This is a genomic window from Pseudomonas sp. SWRI22 (assembly GCF_014268395.2).
Classification (GTDB): Bacteria; Pseudomonadota; Gammaproteobacteria; order Pseudomonadales; family Pseudomonadaceae; genus Aquipseudomonas; species Aquipseudomonas paracarnis.
On sequence record NZ_JABWQK020000003.1, the window covers coordinates 18,229 to 33,623 of the forward strand.

A 15,395-nucleotide genomic window follows, 5' to 3' on the forward strand; every position below is an offset into this window, starting at 1 on the left:
GTGGGAACGATGCGTGATCGTTCCCACGCTCTGCGTGGTAACGCCTCTTGGGACGCTCTGCGTCCCGCTTCTAAGGGCGGACGCGAAGCGTCTACGGCTGCATTCCCACGCGGAGCGTGGGAACGATCATCGGGCGGGCAGCAGTTTCAAGGTGCCGCGGGTATTGGCCGTCACTTCCTCCTCACTGAAGTGCGCCTGCTCATACCTGCCCTCGATATAGCTCTGCGCCTGGTCGCCATAGTGCGTATCAAAGGGCACACCGCTTTGCCCCACCGGGTTGATGGTGAGGGCGTGGGCCGGGTCGGCGAAGTCGATCAGGCGCCGTGTCGACGGGCCGTAGGTCACAGGCCACGGCGCCGGGCCAATCGGTGCGGTCTGGTTGTTCGGCACTTCGTGGCTGCCCGGTGCCGGGAAGGGGCCGACGTTGAAGATTTTATCCAGCGGTTTTTGCAGGCCCAGCGGGTGGCCGTGGGTCAGGGTGTGCGCCTTGCCCCACTGCCACTGTGCCGGGTCATCGCCGAACGTAGCCTTGAGGTGGGCCAGGCTATTGTCCCAGGCGAGCTTGACGGTGTCGGCCCGATTGCCGTTCCACCAGGGCGAGTCTGCCGACGCGGCCAGGCGGGGCAATGCGGCGTCGATCACGCGGGTGCCGAGCAGGGTCTTGAACAAGGCATCGCCGAGTTTGGGGTGAAAGGTTGCGTCGCTGAGGTTGAACAGCAACTGGTTGAACAGCGTGGCATTGGTGGAGTCCAGCGGGTAGTCACCCTTCCAGTTGGCAAGCTGCTCCACCAGTTTGAGTTGCGCCGGGTCCTTGACCACCTCGCGCAGCACCGGCAACAGCGGTGCCAGCAGGCGTGGGCCGTAGGCGGTGGTGGTGCCCAGTTGCAGGGCCTGGCTGTTGGTCACATCCCACTTCACGCTTGTGTCGCTCAACTGCGCGTTCAACTGCTGGCCGCGGTCAGCCAAGTTGTAATAACCGGGGATCGGCATGCCGGTGGGCGATGCCGGCTGGGCATTGGCGGACACCACATAGCCGCGCGGCGGGTTTTCTTCCTGGGGGTTGGCACTGAAGGGGTAGAAACCCAGCTTGTCGGCCTGGGCAGTGCTACCGTCGATGATGAACGCCGGGTTGACGCCGGCCGGGCGGATCGGCAACTGCGCTGCCGCCCACCAGCCGATATCGCCTTTGGCATTGGCCCACACGATGTTCAGGCCTGGCGCCGACACCTTGGCGGCTGCGGCACGTGCCTTGGGCAGGGTGTCGGCACGGTTGAGCTGATAGAAACCATCGAGGATCGGGTTTTCACTGTCCAGGAACGCCCACCACATGGCAATCGGTGTGCTGCCGGCGTTATCACCGAGCACGTCGTTGATGATCGGGCCGTGGGGCGAGCGGCGCAGGGTGAGGGTTACCGGCGCCTGGCCCTTGACCTGGATCTGCTGCTCGCTGCTGCTCATGTCCACCCATTGGCCGTGATACCAAACCTGGTTGGGGTTGTCCGGGTTGACCTTCTCGGCGACCAGGTCGAGGTCGTCGTTCTGGAACATGGTCAGGCTCCAGCCGAAGTCCAGGTTGTGCCCCAGGAACGCCACCGGTACCAGCGCGTTGTGGTAGCCGTACAACTCGAAGCCTGGCGCCGACAGCTGCGCCTCGTACCAGACCGAAGGCACCGAGAAACGGATATGAGGGTCACCCGCCAGCAACGGTTTGCCGCTTTGGGTATGACTGCCGCTGACGGCCCAGGCATTGCTGCCTTCGAACTGCGGCAGGCCGTTGTCGGCCAGGGCCTTTTCGCTCAGGGCGGCGATGGCGCCAAGCGTCTGCCAATCGCTGGCCGCCAGGTTGAGGGCGCCCTTGGGTTGCCAGTCGAGATCGAAGACGTTCAAGTAGGCGCTGCCCAGCCGGTCGCGCACGTAGGTCAGTACCGGCTCGGTACGAAAGGCTGCGGCAAAGCTGTAGGCCATGTACCCGGCGACGCTGATGCTGTCTTCGGCGGTAAACGGGCGCTTGGCGATGCCCAGCACATCGAATTCCATGGGGCTGGCGTGGCTGTCCTGATACTGGTTGATCCCGTCCAGGTAGGCTTGCAGGGCCTTGGACGAGGCTGAGCCAGGGTCCATGTGCTCCACATAGCTCAAGGCACGCTCGCGAATGCGCAGGCTGCGAAACAGCTTATCGGTCTCCAGCAGCTTGGGCCCCAGCACCTCGGCCAGTTCGCCACGGGCCAGGCGCCGCATGATCTCCATCTGGAACAGGCGGTCCTGGGCATGCACATAGCCCAGGGCGCGGTACAGGTCGGCTTCGTTTTCGGCGCGTATATGCGGTACGCCACGGTCGTCGTAGCGCACCGTGACCGAGCCTTGCAGGTGCGCCAGCGTCACCGTGCCCTGGCGCGTGGGTTGTTTGCTGTAGACGTACCAACCGACGCCCAGGGCGACCAGCACAATCAGCACCGCAAAAACCTGCAAGACGCGCTTCATGAATATTCCTTACCAAAGTGGACGGACTACAGATCCTTAGGCCACGAACAATAGCAGCCTACCGCGAGGGTGTGAGTGGCATTCACTTCGCGTCCGGCTCCGAGGGCCTTGAGAATTGGCTCGATAAAACTGTTGCTGGCGTTGCACGTCAGGCCTTCGCTGTAGGGGCCGAAATACGCCAGCTTGCCGGTGCGGTCCCAAATGCCCACGGCCGGGCTGGCGGGTATTTTGTCGGCGCCGGGCAGGGCATCGAGGACTTTCAGATGGCGCAGGTTCTCGGGCAACTGGCCGTGGCTGCCGGGTTTTTGCAGGGCATAGAACTCCACCCCTTGGGGCGCGTACTGCTCGATCAACTCGCCCAGGTGTTGCTGGTTACCGACATTGCACGGGCACGCCGGGTCCCAGAAGTGCACCAGGCGAATCGGGCCAGGGCCGCTGAGAGCTGCGGGTAGTTGCAGCGCATCGCCGGAAAATACCGCGGTGTGTTCGCTGAAGGCGCGCAGGTAGCGGCCCTGGAACCAGTCATAGGCCGCCCACAGCACCCCGGCGCAGATAATCAGGATCAGGCTGGCGAACAGGGCGTTACGGTAGGGCGGTCGCATTGGATGTATCCTCGCAGGTCGCGTAGCTTGCCATGCTTGTCCTGACAGATGAATATCGCAGCTCGATATTCATCTTCACCGCAAGTCTGGAAGCCTTTATGCCCGTCACCTTTGACCCTGATCATCTGCGCGAAAGCTTGCGCCCCCTGGTGGATGCGCAGCCGCTGTCAGCCGAGGCGAGGGTTTACCAGCGTTTCTACGGGCTCGACCTAGCCGCACGTCAGGTGCCGGCGGTGAGCCGCCTGGGGCGCTTGCAGGTGGATGGGTTCGAGGTGGTGGCCCAGGTCTGGTGGCCGCCAGCGCCAGTGGCGACGATGTTCCTGTTCCACGGTTTCTACGATCACATGGGGCTGTATCGCCATGTGGTGGATTGGGCGTTGGACCAGGGCTTCGTGGTGATCGCCTGCGACCTGCCTGGCCATGGCTTGTCCAGCGGCGCACGCGCCAGCATCGATGACTTTGCGGTGTACCAGAGCGTGGTGCAGGCCTTGTTCGTCGAGGCCAAGGCGCTGCAATTGCCGCATCCCTGGCACCTGTTCGGGCAAAGCACCGGCGGCGCCATCGTGGTGGACCATCTGCTCAACCACGGCGCCCAAAGCCCGGCCCAGGGCAAGACCTTCCTGCTGTCGCCGTTGGTGCGGCCGCGTGCCTGGGGTTGGTCGCAGGTCAGCTATTACCTGCTGCGCCCGTTCGTCAAAGGCATCGCCCGGCGTTTCAGCGATAACTCCAACGACCCTGCGTTCAAGCCGTTCCTGGAAGCCGACCCGCTGCAGCCTCGCCAATTGCCGACCGCCTGGGTGGGGTCGCTGGCGCGCTGGATCAAACGCATCGAAGCCGCACCACGCAGCCCCCGGCGCCCGGTGATCGTGCAGGGTGAGGAAGATATGACGGTGGACTGGCAGCACAATTTGCAGGTGTTGCGGGGTAAGTTCGACCGGCCTGAGGTGTTGATGCTCAAGCGGGGTAGGCATCACTTGGCCAATGAAATTCCGCAGATTCGCGAAGCATATTTTAACTTCCTCACGGATCACCTGAAATAACGCAGTCCAAATGTGGGAGCTGGCTTGCCTGCGATAGCGGTGTCACTGACACAGCGCAATCGCAGGCAAGCCAGCTCCGACAGGGTTTACTGCGTCAGGCTTGAGGTGCTTTGACCAACGGCAAGCCCTGCGCGAATGGCTGCAAGGGCGGCCTGGTAATACGCCTTGCCCTCCGGCGACTCGGCAAAGGTGGCGAACTCTTCCAGCTCCGGGTCGGACAAATCCCGATAGACATACAGCAAGGTATTGTTCAAATCCTTGTCGATCTGCTGCATCAACCGCTCGCGCTGGCCATTCAACATTCCTTGCGCCTGACCGCCGCCGAGCAGGCCTGGGATCATCTGGCTCAAGCTGTCGGCCGCCACGCCAGCAATCGCCAGGCTGACCTCGGCGCCGGCCTCGCGGGCGGGCAGGGCCTGGGCCAAGTGGCCGATGATCAGGCTGCGGGTGGCATCGGCTTCAAGTTTAGGCAGACCCTGGGCGTTTTTTGCCAGTTGGTCGCGGCGCGTGGCCAGCAACTCGGCGGCGACGATCTTGCGGCCCAGGGGCGATTGGAAAAACGCCAGGGCAGGTTTCGGGTCGGGCAAGTGCTTGCGCAATTGCGCCTCGGCACGCTGGTCCATGGCCTGGGCGGCAAAGCGTTTATTACTGTTGTCCACCAGCGCCTGGTACACCACCGGCGGCAGGCTATTGCGGTAGCGCTGCTGGGCGGCACTGAGGGCGTCATTGAAGTGCGCACGTTGTTCGGCCCAGCCGGCGACCTTGTACAACTGGTCATGGCCGTCTGCCCAGGCGGGCAAAACGCAGAACATCAACACAGAAAAAAACAAACGACGCATAAGGACTCCTGTCAGTCGGCCACTATTGTCCGTGTCGGGCGTAGGATTTGTCGAGAAGTCCTATCAGTCACCTGACTAAAGTGTATTCAGACGCTCAACGGCGCTGTCGGATTTTCAGGCGTATGGATACTATGCGCGCCATGCAAATACCCCTCGATCACCCGCTGCTGCAACGCATCGTCGACGACCTGGCCGAAAAAGGCTGGTCGCAGCAAAATGGCTTCCTGCCCCAGGCTCTGACCCTGGAGCTGGCGGCTGAGTGCCGTAAACGTGCGGCGCAAGGTGAACTGGCGCCCGCAGCAGTAGGTCGTGGGCCGGCCCAGGAGATTCGCGAGGGCATTCGCGGTGACCATATCCAGTGGTTGGAGGAGGGGGACGCGCCTATCTGCGATACCTACATGGGCGTGATGGACGGCCTGCGCCTGGCGATGAATCGCAGCCTGTTCCTGGGCCTGGAAGATTTCGAAAGCCACTTCGCGATGTATCCGCCGGGCGCGTTTTACCTCAAGCATGTAGACCGTTTTCGCGATGACGACCGGCGCATGGTCTCGGCGGTGATCTACTTGAACGACGCCTGGCTACCCGAGCACGGCGGCCAACTGCGCATGTACCTCAAGGGCGGTGTCGAATACGACGTGGTGCCCACCGGGGGCTGCCTGGTGGTATTCCTGTCGGGCGAGGTGCCTCACGAAGTCCTGCCCGCTACGCGCGAACGCCTGTCCTTGACGGGCTGGTTTCGCCGGCGGGGCAACGAGCCGTTTTAAACATGGAAAAGATTCTGGTCAGCCGCTGCCTGCTCGGGCACAAGGTGCGCTATGACGGCGGGGCCAGCGGCCCATTCGACCAACTGGCGGTGTGGCAAGCTGAAGGCCGCGTGGTTGCCATCTGCCCGGAAGTGGCGGGCGGCTTGCCCACACCGCGGCCCTCGGCCGAAATCCCAGGCGGGCAGGGCATCGACGTGTGGGAAGGCCGCGCCCAGGTGCTGACGGCCGAGGGCGAAGACTTCACCAGCGCCTTTGTCGACGGTGCCCGCCAGGCCTTGGCGCTGGTGCAACGGCATCACATCCGCATCGCCATTCTCAAGGCTAACAGCCCATCCTGCGGCAATCTGTTGACTTATGACGGCACCTTCAGCGGGGTGAAGGTCAGTGGCGAAGGCGTTACGGCTGCGCTGCTCAAACGCCATGGTGTGCAGGTGTTCAGTGAGTTGCAGTTGCCAGAGGCGGCGATTGCCCTCACGCAGCTTTAGGAAGCTTAAACAGATCAAATGTGGGAGCAGGCAAGCCAGCTCCCACATTTATTGCGCCTTGAGCCATTTCTGCGACAGCGCCTTCAACCGGCCATCGTCCTTAACCCGCTTCAACGCCCCGTTCAAACTGGTCTTGAACGCCGGGTTGCCCTTCTGGAACGGGATCGCCAATGCCGGCTTCTGGTGATAAGGCTCACTGAAATCGAAACGATCCTCAAGCTCGGCAGTCATAGCCATATGGTTAATGGCCACGTCGTACTTGCCAGTTTCCACACCGGAAAGCAGGTCCGCGTTATCGGTGGTGATAAACGAGGAGCGCACCTCCATTTCCTTGGCCAGCAGTTCACCCAGCTCCACTTCAAAGCCTGCGAGTTTGTCGCCCTCTTTGAAATTGTACGGCGGGGTATTGGCTTCCAGGGCGATGCGCAGTTCACCGCGATCGTTGACGTCGTCAATCAGTTCGGCATGAGCCAAGGGGCTCAGAAGAGGAAGCAACAGCAACAGGCCAGGCGAAAAGCGCATGGTCACTCCTAAAGAATTCGTACAGGCGAGGCGCCATTCAGCAACGTTTTGTTATGGTGTCGGGTGCCTTGGACCGCAATTTATCGCGAAGTTGTCATAACCCTACAGATTTCACAGAAAAACTGGAGAAGCGAATGAAAGCCCTTTTGTCCCGTGCAACGATTGCCAGCCTTTTGCTGGGTACCTCGATGTTGGCCAGTGCCGCAGACCTTCCTCGTACGCCTGCGCCTGAAGGTGCCGAAGTGTTCATCGTCTCGCCGAAAGATGGCGCCACCGTTGATAAAACCTTCACCGTCAAATTCGGCGTCAAGAAGCTGGACCTGGAACCGATCGACAAGCAAGTGCCTAACGCCGGGCACCACCACCTGTTGGTAGACCAGAAGGTGGAGTCGCTCAACGCCAATGAGGCGATCCCGGCCACGCCTACCTCGATTCACTTCGGCAAGGCGCAGACCGAAACCGAGCTGACCCTGACGCCAGGCAAGCACACCCTGCAACTGGTGGCCGGCGACAACGTGCATCGCCAGTTTGAGCCCACAGTCGCTTCGAAAGTGATCACCGTTAACGTCAAATAAAAAAACGGGAGCCCGTTGCGGGGCTCCCGTTTTTATTTGTAGGAGCGAGCTTGCTCGCGAAAATCCCAAGGGCACCGCGTTTAAACAGCTTAAACGCGTCATCGTTGACGTTCTTCGCGAGCAAGCTCGCTCCTACTAGAACAACACGCGGCTACGAATAGTGCCGTTGATGTGCTGCAGCTTCTCTTGCGCCAGGTCCGAGTACTCGGCGTCGACGTCGATCACCACGTAGCCGACCTTCTCGTTGGTCTGCAGGAACTGACCGGAGATGTTGATGCCGTTTTCCGCGAAGACCTTGTTGATCTCCATCATCACGCCAGGGATGTTCTGGTGGATGTGCAGCAGACGGTGCTTGCCCGGGTGAGCCGGCAGGGCCACTTCCGGGAAGTTGACCGACGATACCGAGGTACCGTTGTCGCTGTACTTGACCAGTTTTTCCGAGACTTCCAGGCCGATGTTGGCTTGGGCTTCAGCGGTGGAGCCGCCGATGTGCGGGGTCAGGATCACGTTGTCCAGGCCACGCAGCGGGCTTTCGAAGATGTCATCGTTGGAGCGTGGCTCCACCGGGAACACGTCGATGGCAGCGCCGATCAGGTGCTTGTCCTTGATCGCGTCGGCCAGGGCATCCAGCTCGACCACGGTGCCGCGAGCGGCGTTGATCAGGATCCCGCCTTTCTTGATCGCGCGGATTTCCTTCTCACCGATCATCCACTGGGTCTCGGCCGTTTCCGGAACGTGCAGGGTGACGATGTCGGACATGCCCAGCAGCTCGGTCAGGCTGGCCACTTGGGTGGCGTTGCCCAATGGCAGCTTGGTCAAGGTGTCGTAGAAGAACACCTGCATACCCAGGCCTTCAGCCAACACCGACAGTTGCGTGCCGATCGAGCCGTAGCCGACGATGCCCAGCTTCTTGCCGCGGATTTCGAAGGAGTTGGCCGCGCTCTTGATCCAGCCGCCACGGTGGCAGGAAGCGTTCTTCTCAGGGATACCGCGCAGCAGCAGGATGGCCTCGGCCAGCACCAGCTCCGCAACGGAACGGGTGTTGGAGTACGGTGCGTTGAACACCGCGATGCCGCGCTCTCGCGCTGCATTGAGGTCGACCTGGTTGGTGCCGATGCAGAAACAGCCGACAGCCACGAGTTTCTTGGCGTGGTCGAAGATCTCTTCGGTCAGCTGAGTGCGGGAGCGAATGCCGATAAAGTGCGCGTCGGCGATCTTTTCCTTGAGCTGGGCTTCCGGCAGAGAACTGGTGATGTACTCAATGCTGGTGTACCCGGCGGCTTTCAGAACGTCGACAGCCGATGGGTGGACGCCTTCCAGAAGAAGGAACTTGATCTTGCTCTTATCGAGAGAAGTCTTGCTCATCTGCGTAAACCTGTATCCCGGAGAAAATTGGCAGGGAGTCGAGCAGCGCAAGCTGACCCGGACGGCAGGAAAGCCGTCACCGCAGAAACGCCCTTTGGGTCTGTCCTGCGGGGGCGGTATGCTAGCATACGCACCCCGCTAAACACCTATTCCTGCGACGTGAAGCGTTCTCAGGATGACCATGAATTGTTCGAGAGTTCTGTCGATGACCCATCCTGCCCTGATTGATGAGCTAAAGACCCTGGTTGAGCCCGGCAAAGTGCTGACCGACGCCGACTCCCTGGAGGCTTACGGCAAGGATTGGACCAAGCACTTCGCTCCCGCACCTAGCGCCATCGTGTTCCCCAAGACCACCGAGCAGGTGCAGGCCATCGTGCGGTGGGCCAATGAGCACAAGGTGGCGCTGGTGCCATCGGGCGGGCGCACGGGCTTGTCGGCTGCTGCCGTTGCCGCCAACGGCGAAGTGGTGGTGTCGTTCGACTATATGAACCAGATCCTCGACGTGAACCTCACCGACCGCACCGCCGTGTGCCAGCCGGGTGTGGTCACCAAGCAACTGCAGAACGTCGCAGAAGAAAACGGCCTGTATTATCCGGTGGACTTCGCCTCGTCCGGTTCCAGTCAGATTGGCGGCAATATCGGCACCAATGCCGGCGGGATCAAAGTGATTCGCTACGGTATGACCCGCAACTGGGTGGCCGGCATGAAGGTCGTCACTGGCAAAGGCGATGTGCTGGAGCTGAACCGCGACCTGATCAAGAACGCCACTGGCTACGACATGCGCCAGCTGTTTATCGGCGCTGAGGGCACCCTGGGCTTTGTGGTCGAAGCCACCATGCGCCTGGACCGTGCGCCAAAGAACCTCACGGCGATGGTGCTCGGCACGACTGATTTCGACTCGATCATGCCGGTGCTGCACGCCTTCCAGAGCAAGCTAGACCTGACCGCCTTCGAATTCTTCTCGGACAAGGCCCTGGCCAAAGTCCTTGGCCGTGGCGACGTGCCGGCGCCGTTCGAAACCGAGTGCCCGTTCTACGCGTTGCTGGAATTTGAAGCCACCACCGAAGAAGTCGCCAACCACGCTCTGGAAACTTTCGAACATTGCGTGGAGCAGGGCTGGGTGCTGGATGGCGTGATGAGCCAGAGCGAAACCCAACTGCACAACCTGTGGAAACTGCGCGAGTACATCTCCGAAACCATTTCCCACTGGACGCCGTACAAGAACGACATCTCGGTGACCGTGTCGAAAGTGCCGGCGTTTCTGAGCGAAATTGACGCGATCGTCGGTGAACACTACCCGGACTTCGAAATCGTCTGGTTCGGCCATATCGGTGACGGCAACCTGCACCTGAACATCCTCAAGCCGGAAAACCTGAGCAAAGACGAGTTCTTTGCCAAGTGCGCCACCGTTAACAAGTGGGTATTCGAGACCGTCGCCAAGTACAACGGCTCGATCTCCGCCGAGCACGGCGTGGGCATGACCAAGCGCGATTACCTGACCTACAGCCGTTCACCGGTTGAAATCGAATACATGAAGGCCGTCAAAGCCGTGTTCGACCCTAACGGGATCATGAACCCCGGCAAGATCTTCGCTGTTTAACCGCACCTGAAGGAGTCGTTCCATGAGCTACCAGCACAAGTATGTCGACGGCACCAACATCCACTTCCCGGTGGGTAAAGTGGTGTGCATCGGGCGTAACTACGCCGAACACGCCAAGGAACTGGACAACCCGGTACCCACCGAGCCGCTGCTGTTCATCAAGCCGGGCAGCTGCGTGGTGCCGTTGGAAGGTGGCTTTGCCATTCCGACCGAGCGTGGTTCGGTGCACTACGAAGCGGAAATCGCCGTATTGATCGGCAAGCCTTTGTCCGCCAAGCCGAGCCGGGAAGAAGTGCTGGACGCCATCTCCGGCTTCGCTCCGGCCCTGGACCTGACCCTGCGCGACAAACAGGCCGAGCTCAAAGCCAAGGGCTTGCCGTGGGAAATCGCCAAGTCTTTCGATGGCGCGGCGGTGATTGCCCCCTTCGTGGTCAGCAGTACCTTTGCAGACGTGACCGATATCGGCATTCGCCTGAGCATCAACGGTGAAGTGCGCCAGGACGGCAACAGCGCGCAGATGCTCAACCCGATTGTGCCGATGATTCAGTACATGGCGGGTTGCTTCTCCCTCCAAGCGGGCGACGTGATCCTGACCGGCACCCCGGCGGGCGTTGGCCCGTTGAATGTGGGGGATGAAGTGGTGTTGGAGCTGGCGGGTGTCAATCGCTTCGAAAGCGTTGTGCGCTAAATCACTGCCAAACTGCAATTAAACTGTGGGAACGGGCTTGCCCGCGATGGCAGTGTGACAGTCACTGAATAGTTGACTGAACACCCTCAATCGCGGGCAAGCCCGCTCCCACAGTTGTTTGTGTACATCTGCAGGATCCGGCGTTTTGCATTTTTTTCACACGCCATCCGGATAATTCCCTGCTCTTGCGCGCGGGGCCTTGAATCCTGTGCTATCCCCTAAAGCTGACTTTCCGGAAAAGCGCTCAATGGTCGTGCCTCTGCCCACTTCGAAAACCTCGCTCCGCTCTCGCTTGTCCATGCGCTGGTATTCCTGGGTGTTCTTGGCCGGTGCCATTTTGTATGGCGTCGCCTGGGCCATGCACTGGGACGATCGCGGTCTGCTGTGGGTACTGGAGCGTTTCGAGAGTTCGGCCGAACGCCGGGAAAGTGTGTGGCTGCCGGACTATCACGCGGTGATCGACGCCAAGTTGCTGCCCGGTATGGAGAAGGACGAGGCATCAGACCTGTCCTATAACCCGCAGACCAAAACCCTGTTTTCAGTGATGGGCAAGAACCCCTTCTTGGTCGAACTGAGCCTGCAAGGCGATGTGTTGCGCAAAATGCCGCTCAACGGTTGGAACAACCCGGAAGGCGTGGCGTTGATGGAAAACGGCTTGATGGCGGTAGTCGATGAACGCGATCACAGCCTGACCGTGGTCAAGGTCGACGCCGGTACTACGGCGCTGAACAAGGCCGATTTCCCCAGCCATGACCTGGGCCCGTCCAAAGATCAGAACAAAGCCTTTGAAGCCGTCACCTGGGACAAGCGCAACCAGCAGCTGGTGCTGGGCGAAGAGCGTCCGCCGGCCTTGTTCACCTGGAAAAGCGATGGCAATACGCTGACCGGCGACAAGCAAAAACTGGCCAGCACCGAACTGGATGTGCGCAACCTGTCGGCCCTGTCCATCGACCCACGTACCGGGCATTTGCTGGTGCTGTCGGCCGATTCCCACCTGCTGCTGGAACTGGATGAAACGGGCGAGCAAGTCAGCTTCATGACCTTGCTTGGCGGCTTCAATGGCCTGAAAGACACGATCCCACGTGCCGAAGGCGTGACCATGGACGAGAGCGGCAATCTGTACATGGTCAGTGAGCCAAACCTGTTCTATCGCTTTGAAAAGCAGAAATAACTGACGAATTACGTCAGAGTTTTCTTTATAAACGGCATTCGCCAGGCAGTCCGGTGCGTTTAAGTTTAAATTCAGGTGACCTTGATATCTATTCGCCAGTTTTTTCTCTGAGCCCGCCCCGATGCGTCGACTTGCCCGCCCCAAACCTGCTGTTTTTATCCTGCTGTTGCTCGCCTTGGTCGCTGCCGGGCTGGTGGCACAGCAGTTCCGTCTGTTCGAACGCGCCTGGTTCAACTGGCAGGTGTGGTACCAGCCTGCGGATGAGCGCGCCATTGGCCTGGCGGACTACCGTGTCACCCTCGAAGGCCAGGTGATCGAAGGGCTCGACGACGATGTCTCGGCCCTGACCTACGACCCCGTGCGCAAAAGCCTGTTTACCGTCACCAATAAAAACGCCGAACTGGTCGAGTTGTCGCTGGAGGGCAAGATCCTGCGGCGCATTCCGCTGGTGGGCTTTGGCGATGCCGAAGCGGTGGAATTTATCAGCGACAACATCTACGTCATCAGCGATGAGCGCCAGCAGCGCTTGATCAAAGTGCATGTGGACGATGACACCAAGTTCCTCGACGCCGCCGATGCGGAGCAAATGACCCTGGGCGTGCACGTTGGCGGCAACAAGGGCTTTGAAGGGTTGGCCTACGACTCGGTGGGCAAGCGCTTGTTCGTGGCCAAGGAACGCGACCCCATGCTGATCTACGAGGTGCACGGGTTTCCCCATTTCAAGCCGGAAAAAACCTATTCGGTACATGTGATCAACAACCCCAAGCGCGATGCCGGGCTGTTTGTGCGCGACCTGTCGAGCCTGCAATACGACGAGCGCAGTGGCCATCTGTTGGCGCTGTCGGATGAGTCGTTCCTGGTCTTGGAGCTGGATATTGATGGTCGCCCTCTAAGCAGTCTGTCGTTGCTTAAAGGGCGTCATGGGCTGAGCAAGCGCGTGCCCCAGGCCGAAGGGATCGCCATGGATGACGACGGCACGCTGTACATGGTCAGCGAGCCCAACCTGTTTTACGTGTTCAAGAAACCCTGATCAGAACATCCATTGCACACCCAGTGAATAACCGGTCTGGCTGCCTTCAGCATGCCCTAGGCGGCCATTGACCTCGGCAAACACGCCCAACTGTGGGGTGATCGCCAGTTGGCTGCCGAGTTGTGCGCGAGCGAAGCTCTTATCCACTGAACCCAGCCTGGCGGTGCGGGCCTGGCCATCGGCGCGTGCGGTGAGTTGCAGGTCGTCCAGGCGGCCGTCGGCCAATTCCTTGACCCAGGCGATGTCGCCGTAGGGCATCAGGTTCAGGCCATAGGGCAGGGCAACAGCGCCGCGCACGCGCCAACCGAGGCTGGCTTCCAGCGAGTCGAAAGACTGCTCTTCGTACTCCAGGGCCGTGCGCAGGCTCTGCTTTTCGTGGAACTTGTCGATGCGGTAATGGCTGTAGTCCAGGCCGGCGAACGGCCCGCTCTTGATCGCGCCAAAGTCAAAGTCATAGCCACCCAGCACTCGTGCGCCCAACGCCAGGGCATCGGTGTCGCCCGTCAGTTGCTGGTTGAGCAGGATCGGCCCGCCATTGGCCTGGATGACCAGGTTGCGCTTGGAGTCGAAGCGCGTGTGGCCCACGCTCAGGTCACCGGCCAGCCAGCTTGGCCCGCCATCGTTGAGCAGTGCATAGACGGCTGCCTGCCAGGTGTCGCTGTCGAGCTTGCCGCGATGCTCCAGTTTGTCGCGCCCATTGAGGTAGCTGAGGCTGGCGCCGATATTCAGGCTTGAAGTCAGTTGGTAGTCGCCGAGGGCATGCAGGCCCACGCGCCGGGCTTCGGGGTTGGGGGTACTGTCGAAGCCGCTGTCCGGGTTGTATTCACCATCCACGCCGATCTCGCCATCGAAGCTGCCGACCTCGCGGCTGGCCGCTTGCAGGGTCAGCCAACGGCGATCATGCAGGCGCACCAGGGCCTGATGCTGGCGCTGCAGGTTGTCTTGCATATTGCGCGCAACGGCACCGCCAGAAGCGGTCGAGGCCATCAGGTCGGCGTTGGTCAGTTCCAGTACCAGGCGGCTGAGCAGGCGTGAATAGTCGCGCAGGCGCTGGTCGATGCGCGCCTGGCCGAACGCATCGGTCAGCACGGCTTTGTTGTCTTCGTTCGGGTCGTGCCAGGTCGAGCCGCCGGGGATTTTCGGGTTGTCGGTCTGGGTGTAGCCGTCCAGGTCGCCCAGTTCCCAGTTGGTGGCCTCTATATAAAGGATCGGGATATTCAGCGGTTCGAACGCTTCACCATCGCTGCAGCAGCCCGTGCCCTTCGGGTACTGCGGGTCGAGGCCGGGGTTGCTGAACAAGGGAATGTTCAACTCCTTGGCGATCTGGAAGGCGTGCTCGCGCAAGGAGGCCAAGGCCGGGTTGGCGGTGCTGTTCTGGCCGGCGTGGGCATACATCATGTCGCCGGTGATCAGGCTGTCGAGGTTGATCATCGCGAGCATGTTGGCACGCTGGCTGGCGCTGAGTGAGTCGACAAAGGCACGGGAGCCGCGCAGGCCTTCTTCTTCGGCGCCGAAGCCAACGATTTGCAGGCCATTTTCCAGTGACAGGCCGCCGAGGTTCTTCGCCACCTCGGTCAACACGCTGGCGCCGGAACCGTTGTCATCCAGGCCTTGCAGGGTCGGGCGGCCGAAGTAAGTGTCGAAGTGCGCGCCAATCACCACGTACTGGGCCTTGGTACCAGCGGCAGAGGCCACCACGTTTTGCGAAGCCCGGCTGCCGTTGTTCCAGGTGAAGTCCTGGCGGCTGAAGCTATAGGCCGTGCCCATCTGGCTCTGCATCCAGTCGGCTGCCCCGGCAAAATTTGCCGTGCCTCGATATCGGCCAGGGTAGTCGTTGATCAGTTTTTCCAGGGTGGTGTTGGCGTGCTGGCCGTAATCGTAGGCCTGGGTATGCGTGGACAGCAGGGCACCGGCAACGCTGATGGCGAAGGCTAGAGGCTTTATCACAAGGTCTTCCTTGAGGTGATAGGAATGTGCAAGCCCAGACCCTTTGCACAATGCGCGCCTCATTCCATGGGCGGCTGCGAATTGGCGCATTGTTAAACGCGTGGGTCGCGTGGCTGTAATTTGTAACGGATTGGATACCAGGCGTGGCAGGGGATGCCGTGACAGAGCGCACGGTTTTGGCGAGGAGTGCTGCGAAAAGTAGCGTTTTTGTTACATCGCTCTAGAGTCGAGCGCTAACACATGTGGGAGCTGGCTTGCCTGCGATGGCATCGCCTCGGTATCCATT

14 protein-coding genes and 1 pseudogene are annotated in these 15,395 nt (G+C 60.7%); 8 read left to right on the plus strand and 7 right to left on the minus strand.

The genetic code is table 11. From position 1 onward, the window contains the following. Positions 1 to 126: 126 nt before the first annotated feature. Together HU730_RS23010 and HU730_RS23015 are read right to left on the minus strand one after the other, a co-directional pair. Positions 127 to 2,481 carry a penicillin acylase family protein gene (locus HU730_RS23010; protein WP_186527846.1) on the minus strand — a complete coding sequence of 785 codons (2,355 nt, stop codon included), beginning with the start codon at positions 2,479 to 2,481 and terminating at the stop codon, positions 127 to 129. 26 nt (positions 2,482 to 2,507) lie between these two features. Next, positions 2,508 to 3,083: a DUF6436 domain-containing protein gene (locus tag HU730_RS23015; protein WP_186527845.1), complete on the minus strand. Its 576-nt coding sequence runs from the start codon at positions 3,081 to 3,083 to the stop codon at positions 2,508 to 2,510. Positions 3,084 to 3,181: 98 nt separating this feature from the next. On the opposite strand from HU730_RS23015, the gene HU730_RS23020 reads away from it, so the two are divergent. Further along, positions 3,182 to 4,123, plus strand: a complete 942-nt coding sequence (locus tag HU730_RS23020; protein ID WP_127880381.1) for an alpha/beta hydrolase — start codon at positions 3,182 to 3,184, stop codon at positions 4,121 to 4,123. 86 nt (positions 4,124 to 4,209) lie between these two features. Here the strand turns inward: HU730_RS23020 and HU730_RS23025 are convergent, their stop codons facing one another. Then, positions 4,210 to 4,962 (minus strand): DUF2059 domain-containing protein, encoded by a 753-nt coding sequence (locus HU730_RS23025; RefSeq protein WP_003195224.1) that lies wholly within the window; start codon positions 4,960 to 4,962, stop codon positions 4,210 to 4,212. A gap of 131 nt (positions 4,963 to 5,093) precedes the next feature. Here HU730_RS23025 and HU730_RS23030 point away from each other — a divergent pair, with 131 nt between their 5' ends. Together HU730_RS23030 and HU730_RS23035 are read left to right on the plus strand one after the other, a co-directional pair. Next, positions 5,094 to 5,726, plus strand: coding sequence for a 2OG-Fe(II) oxygenase (locus HU730_RS23030; RefSeq protein ID WP_003195222.1), 633 nt, complete (start codon positions 5,094 to 5,096; stop codon positions 5,724 to 5,726). 2 nt (positions 5,727 to 5,728) lie between these two features. Then, complete coding sequence (locus HU730_RS23035; protein ID WP_096144056.1) at positions 5,729 to 6,211, plus strand: DUF523 domain-containing protein; 483 nt, start codon at positions 5,729 to 5,731, stop codon at positions 6,209 to 6,211. 48 nt (positions 6,212 to 6,259) lie between these two features. On the opposite strand, the gene HU730_RS23040 is transcribed toward HU730_RS23035, so the two are convergent. Next, entirely contained in the window at positions 6,260 to 6,733 is a 474-nt protein-coding gene (locus HU730_RS23040) for a transporter substrate-binding domain-containing protein (protein ID WP_020301833.1), read from the minus strand. 134 nt (positions 6,734 to 6,867) lie between these two features. Between HU730_RS23040 and HU730_RS23045 the strand changes: the two genes are divergently transcribed. Continuing rightward, positions 6,868 to 7,308: a DUF4399 domain-containing protein gene (locus tag HU730_RS23045; protein ID WP_034128985.1), complete on the plus strand. Its 441-nt coding sequence runs from the start codon at positions 6,868 to 6,870 to the stop codon at positions 7,306 to 7,308. A gap of 37 nt (positions 7,309 to 7,345) precedes the next feature. Here HU730_RS23045 and HU730_RS26850 read toward each other — a convergent pair. Further along, positions 7,346 to 7,432: pseudogene (locus HU730_RS26850) on the minus strand (outer membrane lipoprotein carrier protein LolA); the annotation flags it as partial. Positions 7,433 to 7,443: 11 nt separating this feature from the next. Beyond that, positions 7,444 to 8,673: a phosphoglycerate dehydrogenase gene (serA, locus tag HU730_RS23050; protein WP_003195214.1), complete on the minus strand. Its 1,230-nt coding sequence runs from the start codon at positions 8,671 to 8,673 to the stop codon at positions 7,444 to 7,446. A gap of 205 nt (positions 8,674 to 8,878) precedes the next feature. Here serA and HU730_RS23055 point away from each other — a divergent pair, with 205 nt between their 5' ends. The 4 genes from HU730_RS23055 (at position 8,879) to HU730_RS23070 (ending at position 13,162) form a co-directional block, all read left to right on the plus strand. Further along, positions 8,879 to 10,273 (plus strand): FAD-binding oxidoreductase, encoded by a 1,395-nt coding sequence (locus HU730_RS23055; protein WP_005792341.1) that lies wholly within the window; start codon positions 8,879 to 8,881, stop codon positions 10,271 to 10,273. Between the two features lie 22 nt (positions 10,274 to 10,295). After that, a complete protein-coding gene (locus HU730_RS23060) occupies positions 10,296 to 10,961 on the plus strand; it encodes a fumarylacetoacetate hydrolase family protein (protein WP_034128983.1) in 666 nt (221 codons plus the stop codon). 247 nt (positions 10,962 to 11,208) lie between these two features. After that, positions 11,209 to 12,132 carry an SdiA-regulated domain-containing protein gene (locus HU730_RS23065; protein WP_186527844.1) on the plus strand — a complete coding sequence of 308 codons (924 nt, stop codon included), beginning with the start codon at positions 11,209 to 11,211 and terminating at the stop codon, positions 12,130 to 12,132. A 121-nt stretch (positions 12,133 to 12,253) separates the two neighbouring features. Beyond that, complete coding sequence (locus HU730_RS23070) at positions 12,254 to 13,162, plus strand: SdiA-regulated domain-containing protein (RefSeq protein WP_038451901.1); 909 nt, start codon at positions 12,254 to 12,256, stop codon at positions 13,160 to 13,162. On the opposite strand, the gene HU730_RS23075 is transcribed toward HU730_RS23070, so the two are convergent. Then, the gene (locus HU730_RS23075) at positions 13,163 to 15,109 is read right to left on the minus strand and encodes an autotransporter domain-containing protein (RefSeq protein WP_034128980.1); all 1,947 of its coding nucleotides are present in this window, start codon (positions 15,107 to 15,109) and stop codon (positions 13,163 to 13,165) included. It lies immediately after the preceding gene. Between the last annotated feature and the right edge of the window lie 286 nt (positions 15,110 to 15,395).

Excerpts from the sequence above, each read along its gene's own strand:
- HU730_RS23020 (WP_127880381.1), top strand. The coding sequence starts at position 3,182 with ATGCCCGTCACCTTTGACCCTGATCATCTGCGCGAAAGCTTGCGCCCC.
- HU730_RS23070 (WP_038451901.1), top strand. The coding sequence starts at position 12,254 with ATGCGTCGACTTGCCCGCCCCAAACCTGCTGTTTTTATCCTGCTGTTG.
- HU730_RS23025 (WP_003195224.1), bottom strand. The coding sequence starts at position 4,962 with ATGCGTCGTTTGTTTTTTTCTGTGTTGATGTTCTGCGTTTTGCCCGCC.
- HU730_RS23030 (WP_003195222.1), top strand. The coding sequence starts at position 5,094 with ATGCGCGCCATGCAAATACCCCTCGATCACCCGCTGCTGCAACGCATC.
- HU730_RS23065 (WP_186527844.1), top strand. The coding sequence starts at position 11,209 with ATGGTCGTGCCTCTGCCCACTTCGAAAACCTCGCTCCGCTCTCGCTTG.
- HU730_RS23035 (WP_096144056.1), top strand. The coding sequence starts at position 5,729 with ATGGAAAAGATTCTGGTCAGCCGCTGCCTGCTCGGGCACAAGGTGCGC.
- HU730_RS23045 (WP_034128985.1), top strand. The coding sequence starts at position 6,868 with ATGAAAGCCCTTTTGTCCCGTGCAACGATTGCCAGCCTTTTGCTGGGT.
- HU730_RS23040 (WP_020301833.1), bottom strand. The coding sequence starts at position 6,733 with ATGCGCTTTTCGCCTGGCCTGTTGCTGTTGCTTCCTCTTCTGAGCCCC.
- HU730_RS23010 (WP_186527846.1), bottom strand. The coding sequence starts at position 2,481 with ATGAAGCGCGTCTTGCAGGTTTTTGCGGTGCTGATTGTGCTGGTCGCC.
- HU730_RS23060 (WP_034128983.1), top strand. The coding sequence starts at position 10,296 with ATGAGCTACCAGCACAAGTATGTCGACGGCACCAACATCCACTTCCCG.
- HU730_RS23015 (WP_186527845.1), bottom strand. The coding sequence starts at position 3,083 with ATGCGACCGCCCTACCGTAACGCCCTGTTCGCCAGCCTGATCCTGATT.
- HU730_RS23055 (WP_005792341.1), top strand. The coding sequence starts at position 8,879 with ATGACCCATCCTGCCCTGATTGATGAGCTAAAGACCCTGGTTGAGCCC.
- serA (WP_003195214.1), bottom strand. The coding sequence starts at position 8,673 with ATGAGCAAGACTTCTCTCGATAAGAGCAAGATCAAGTTCCTTCTTCTG.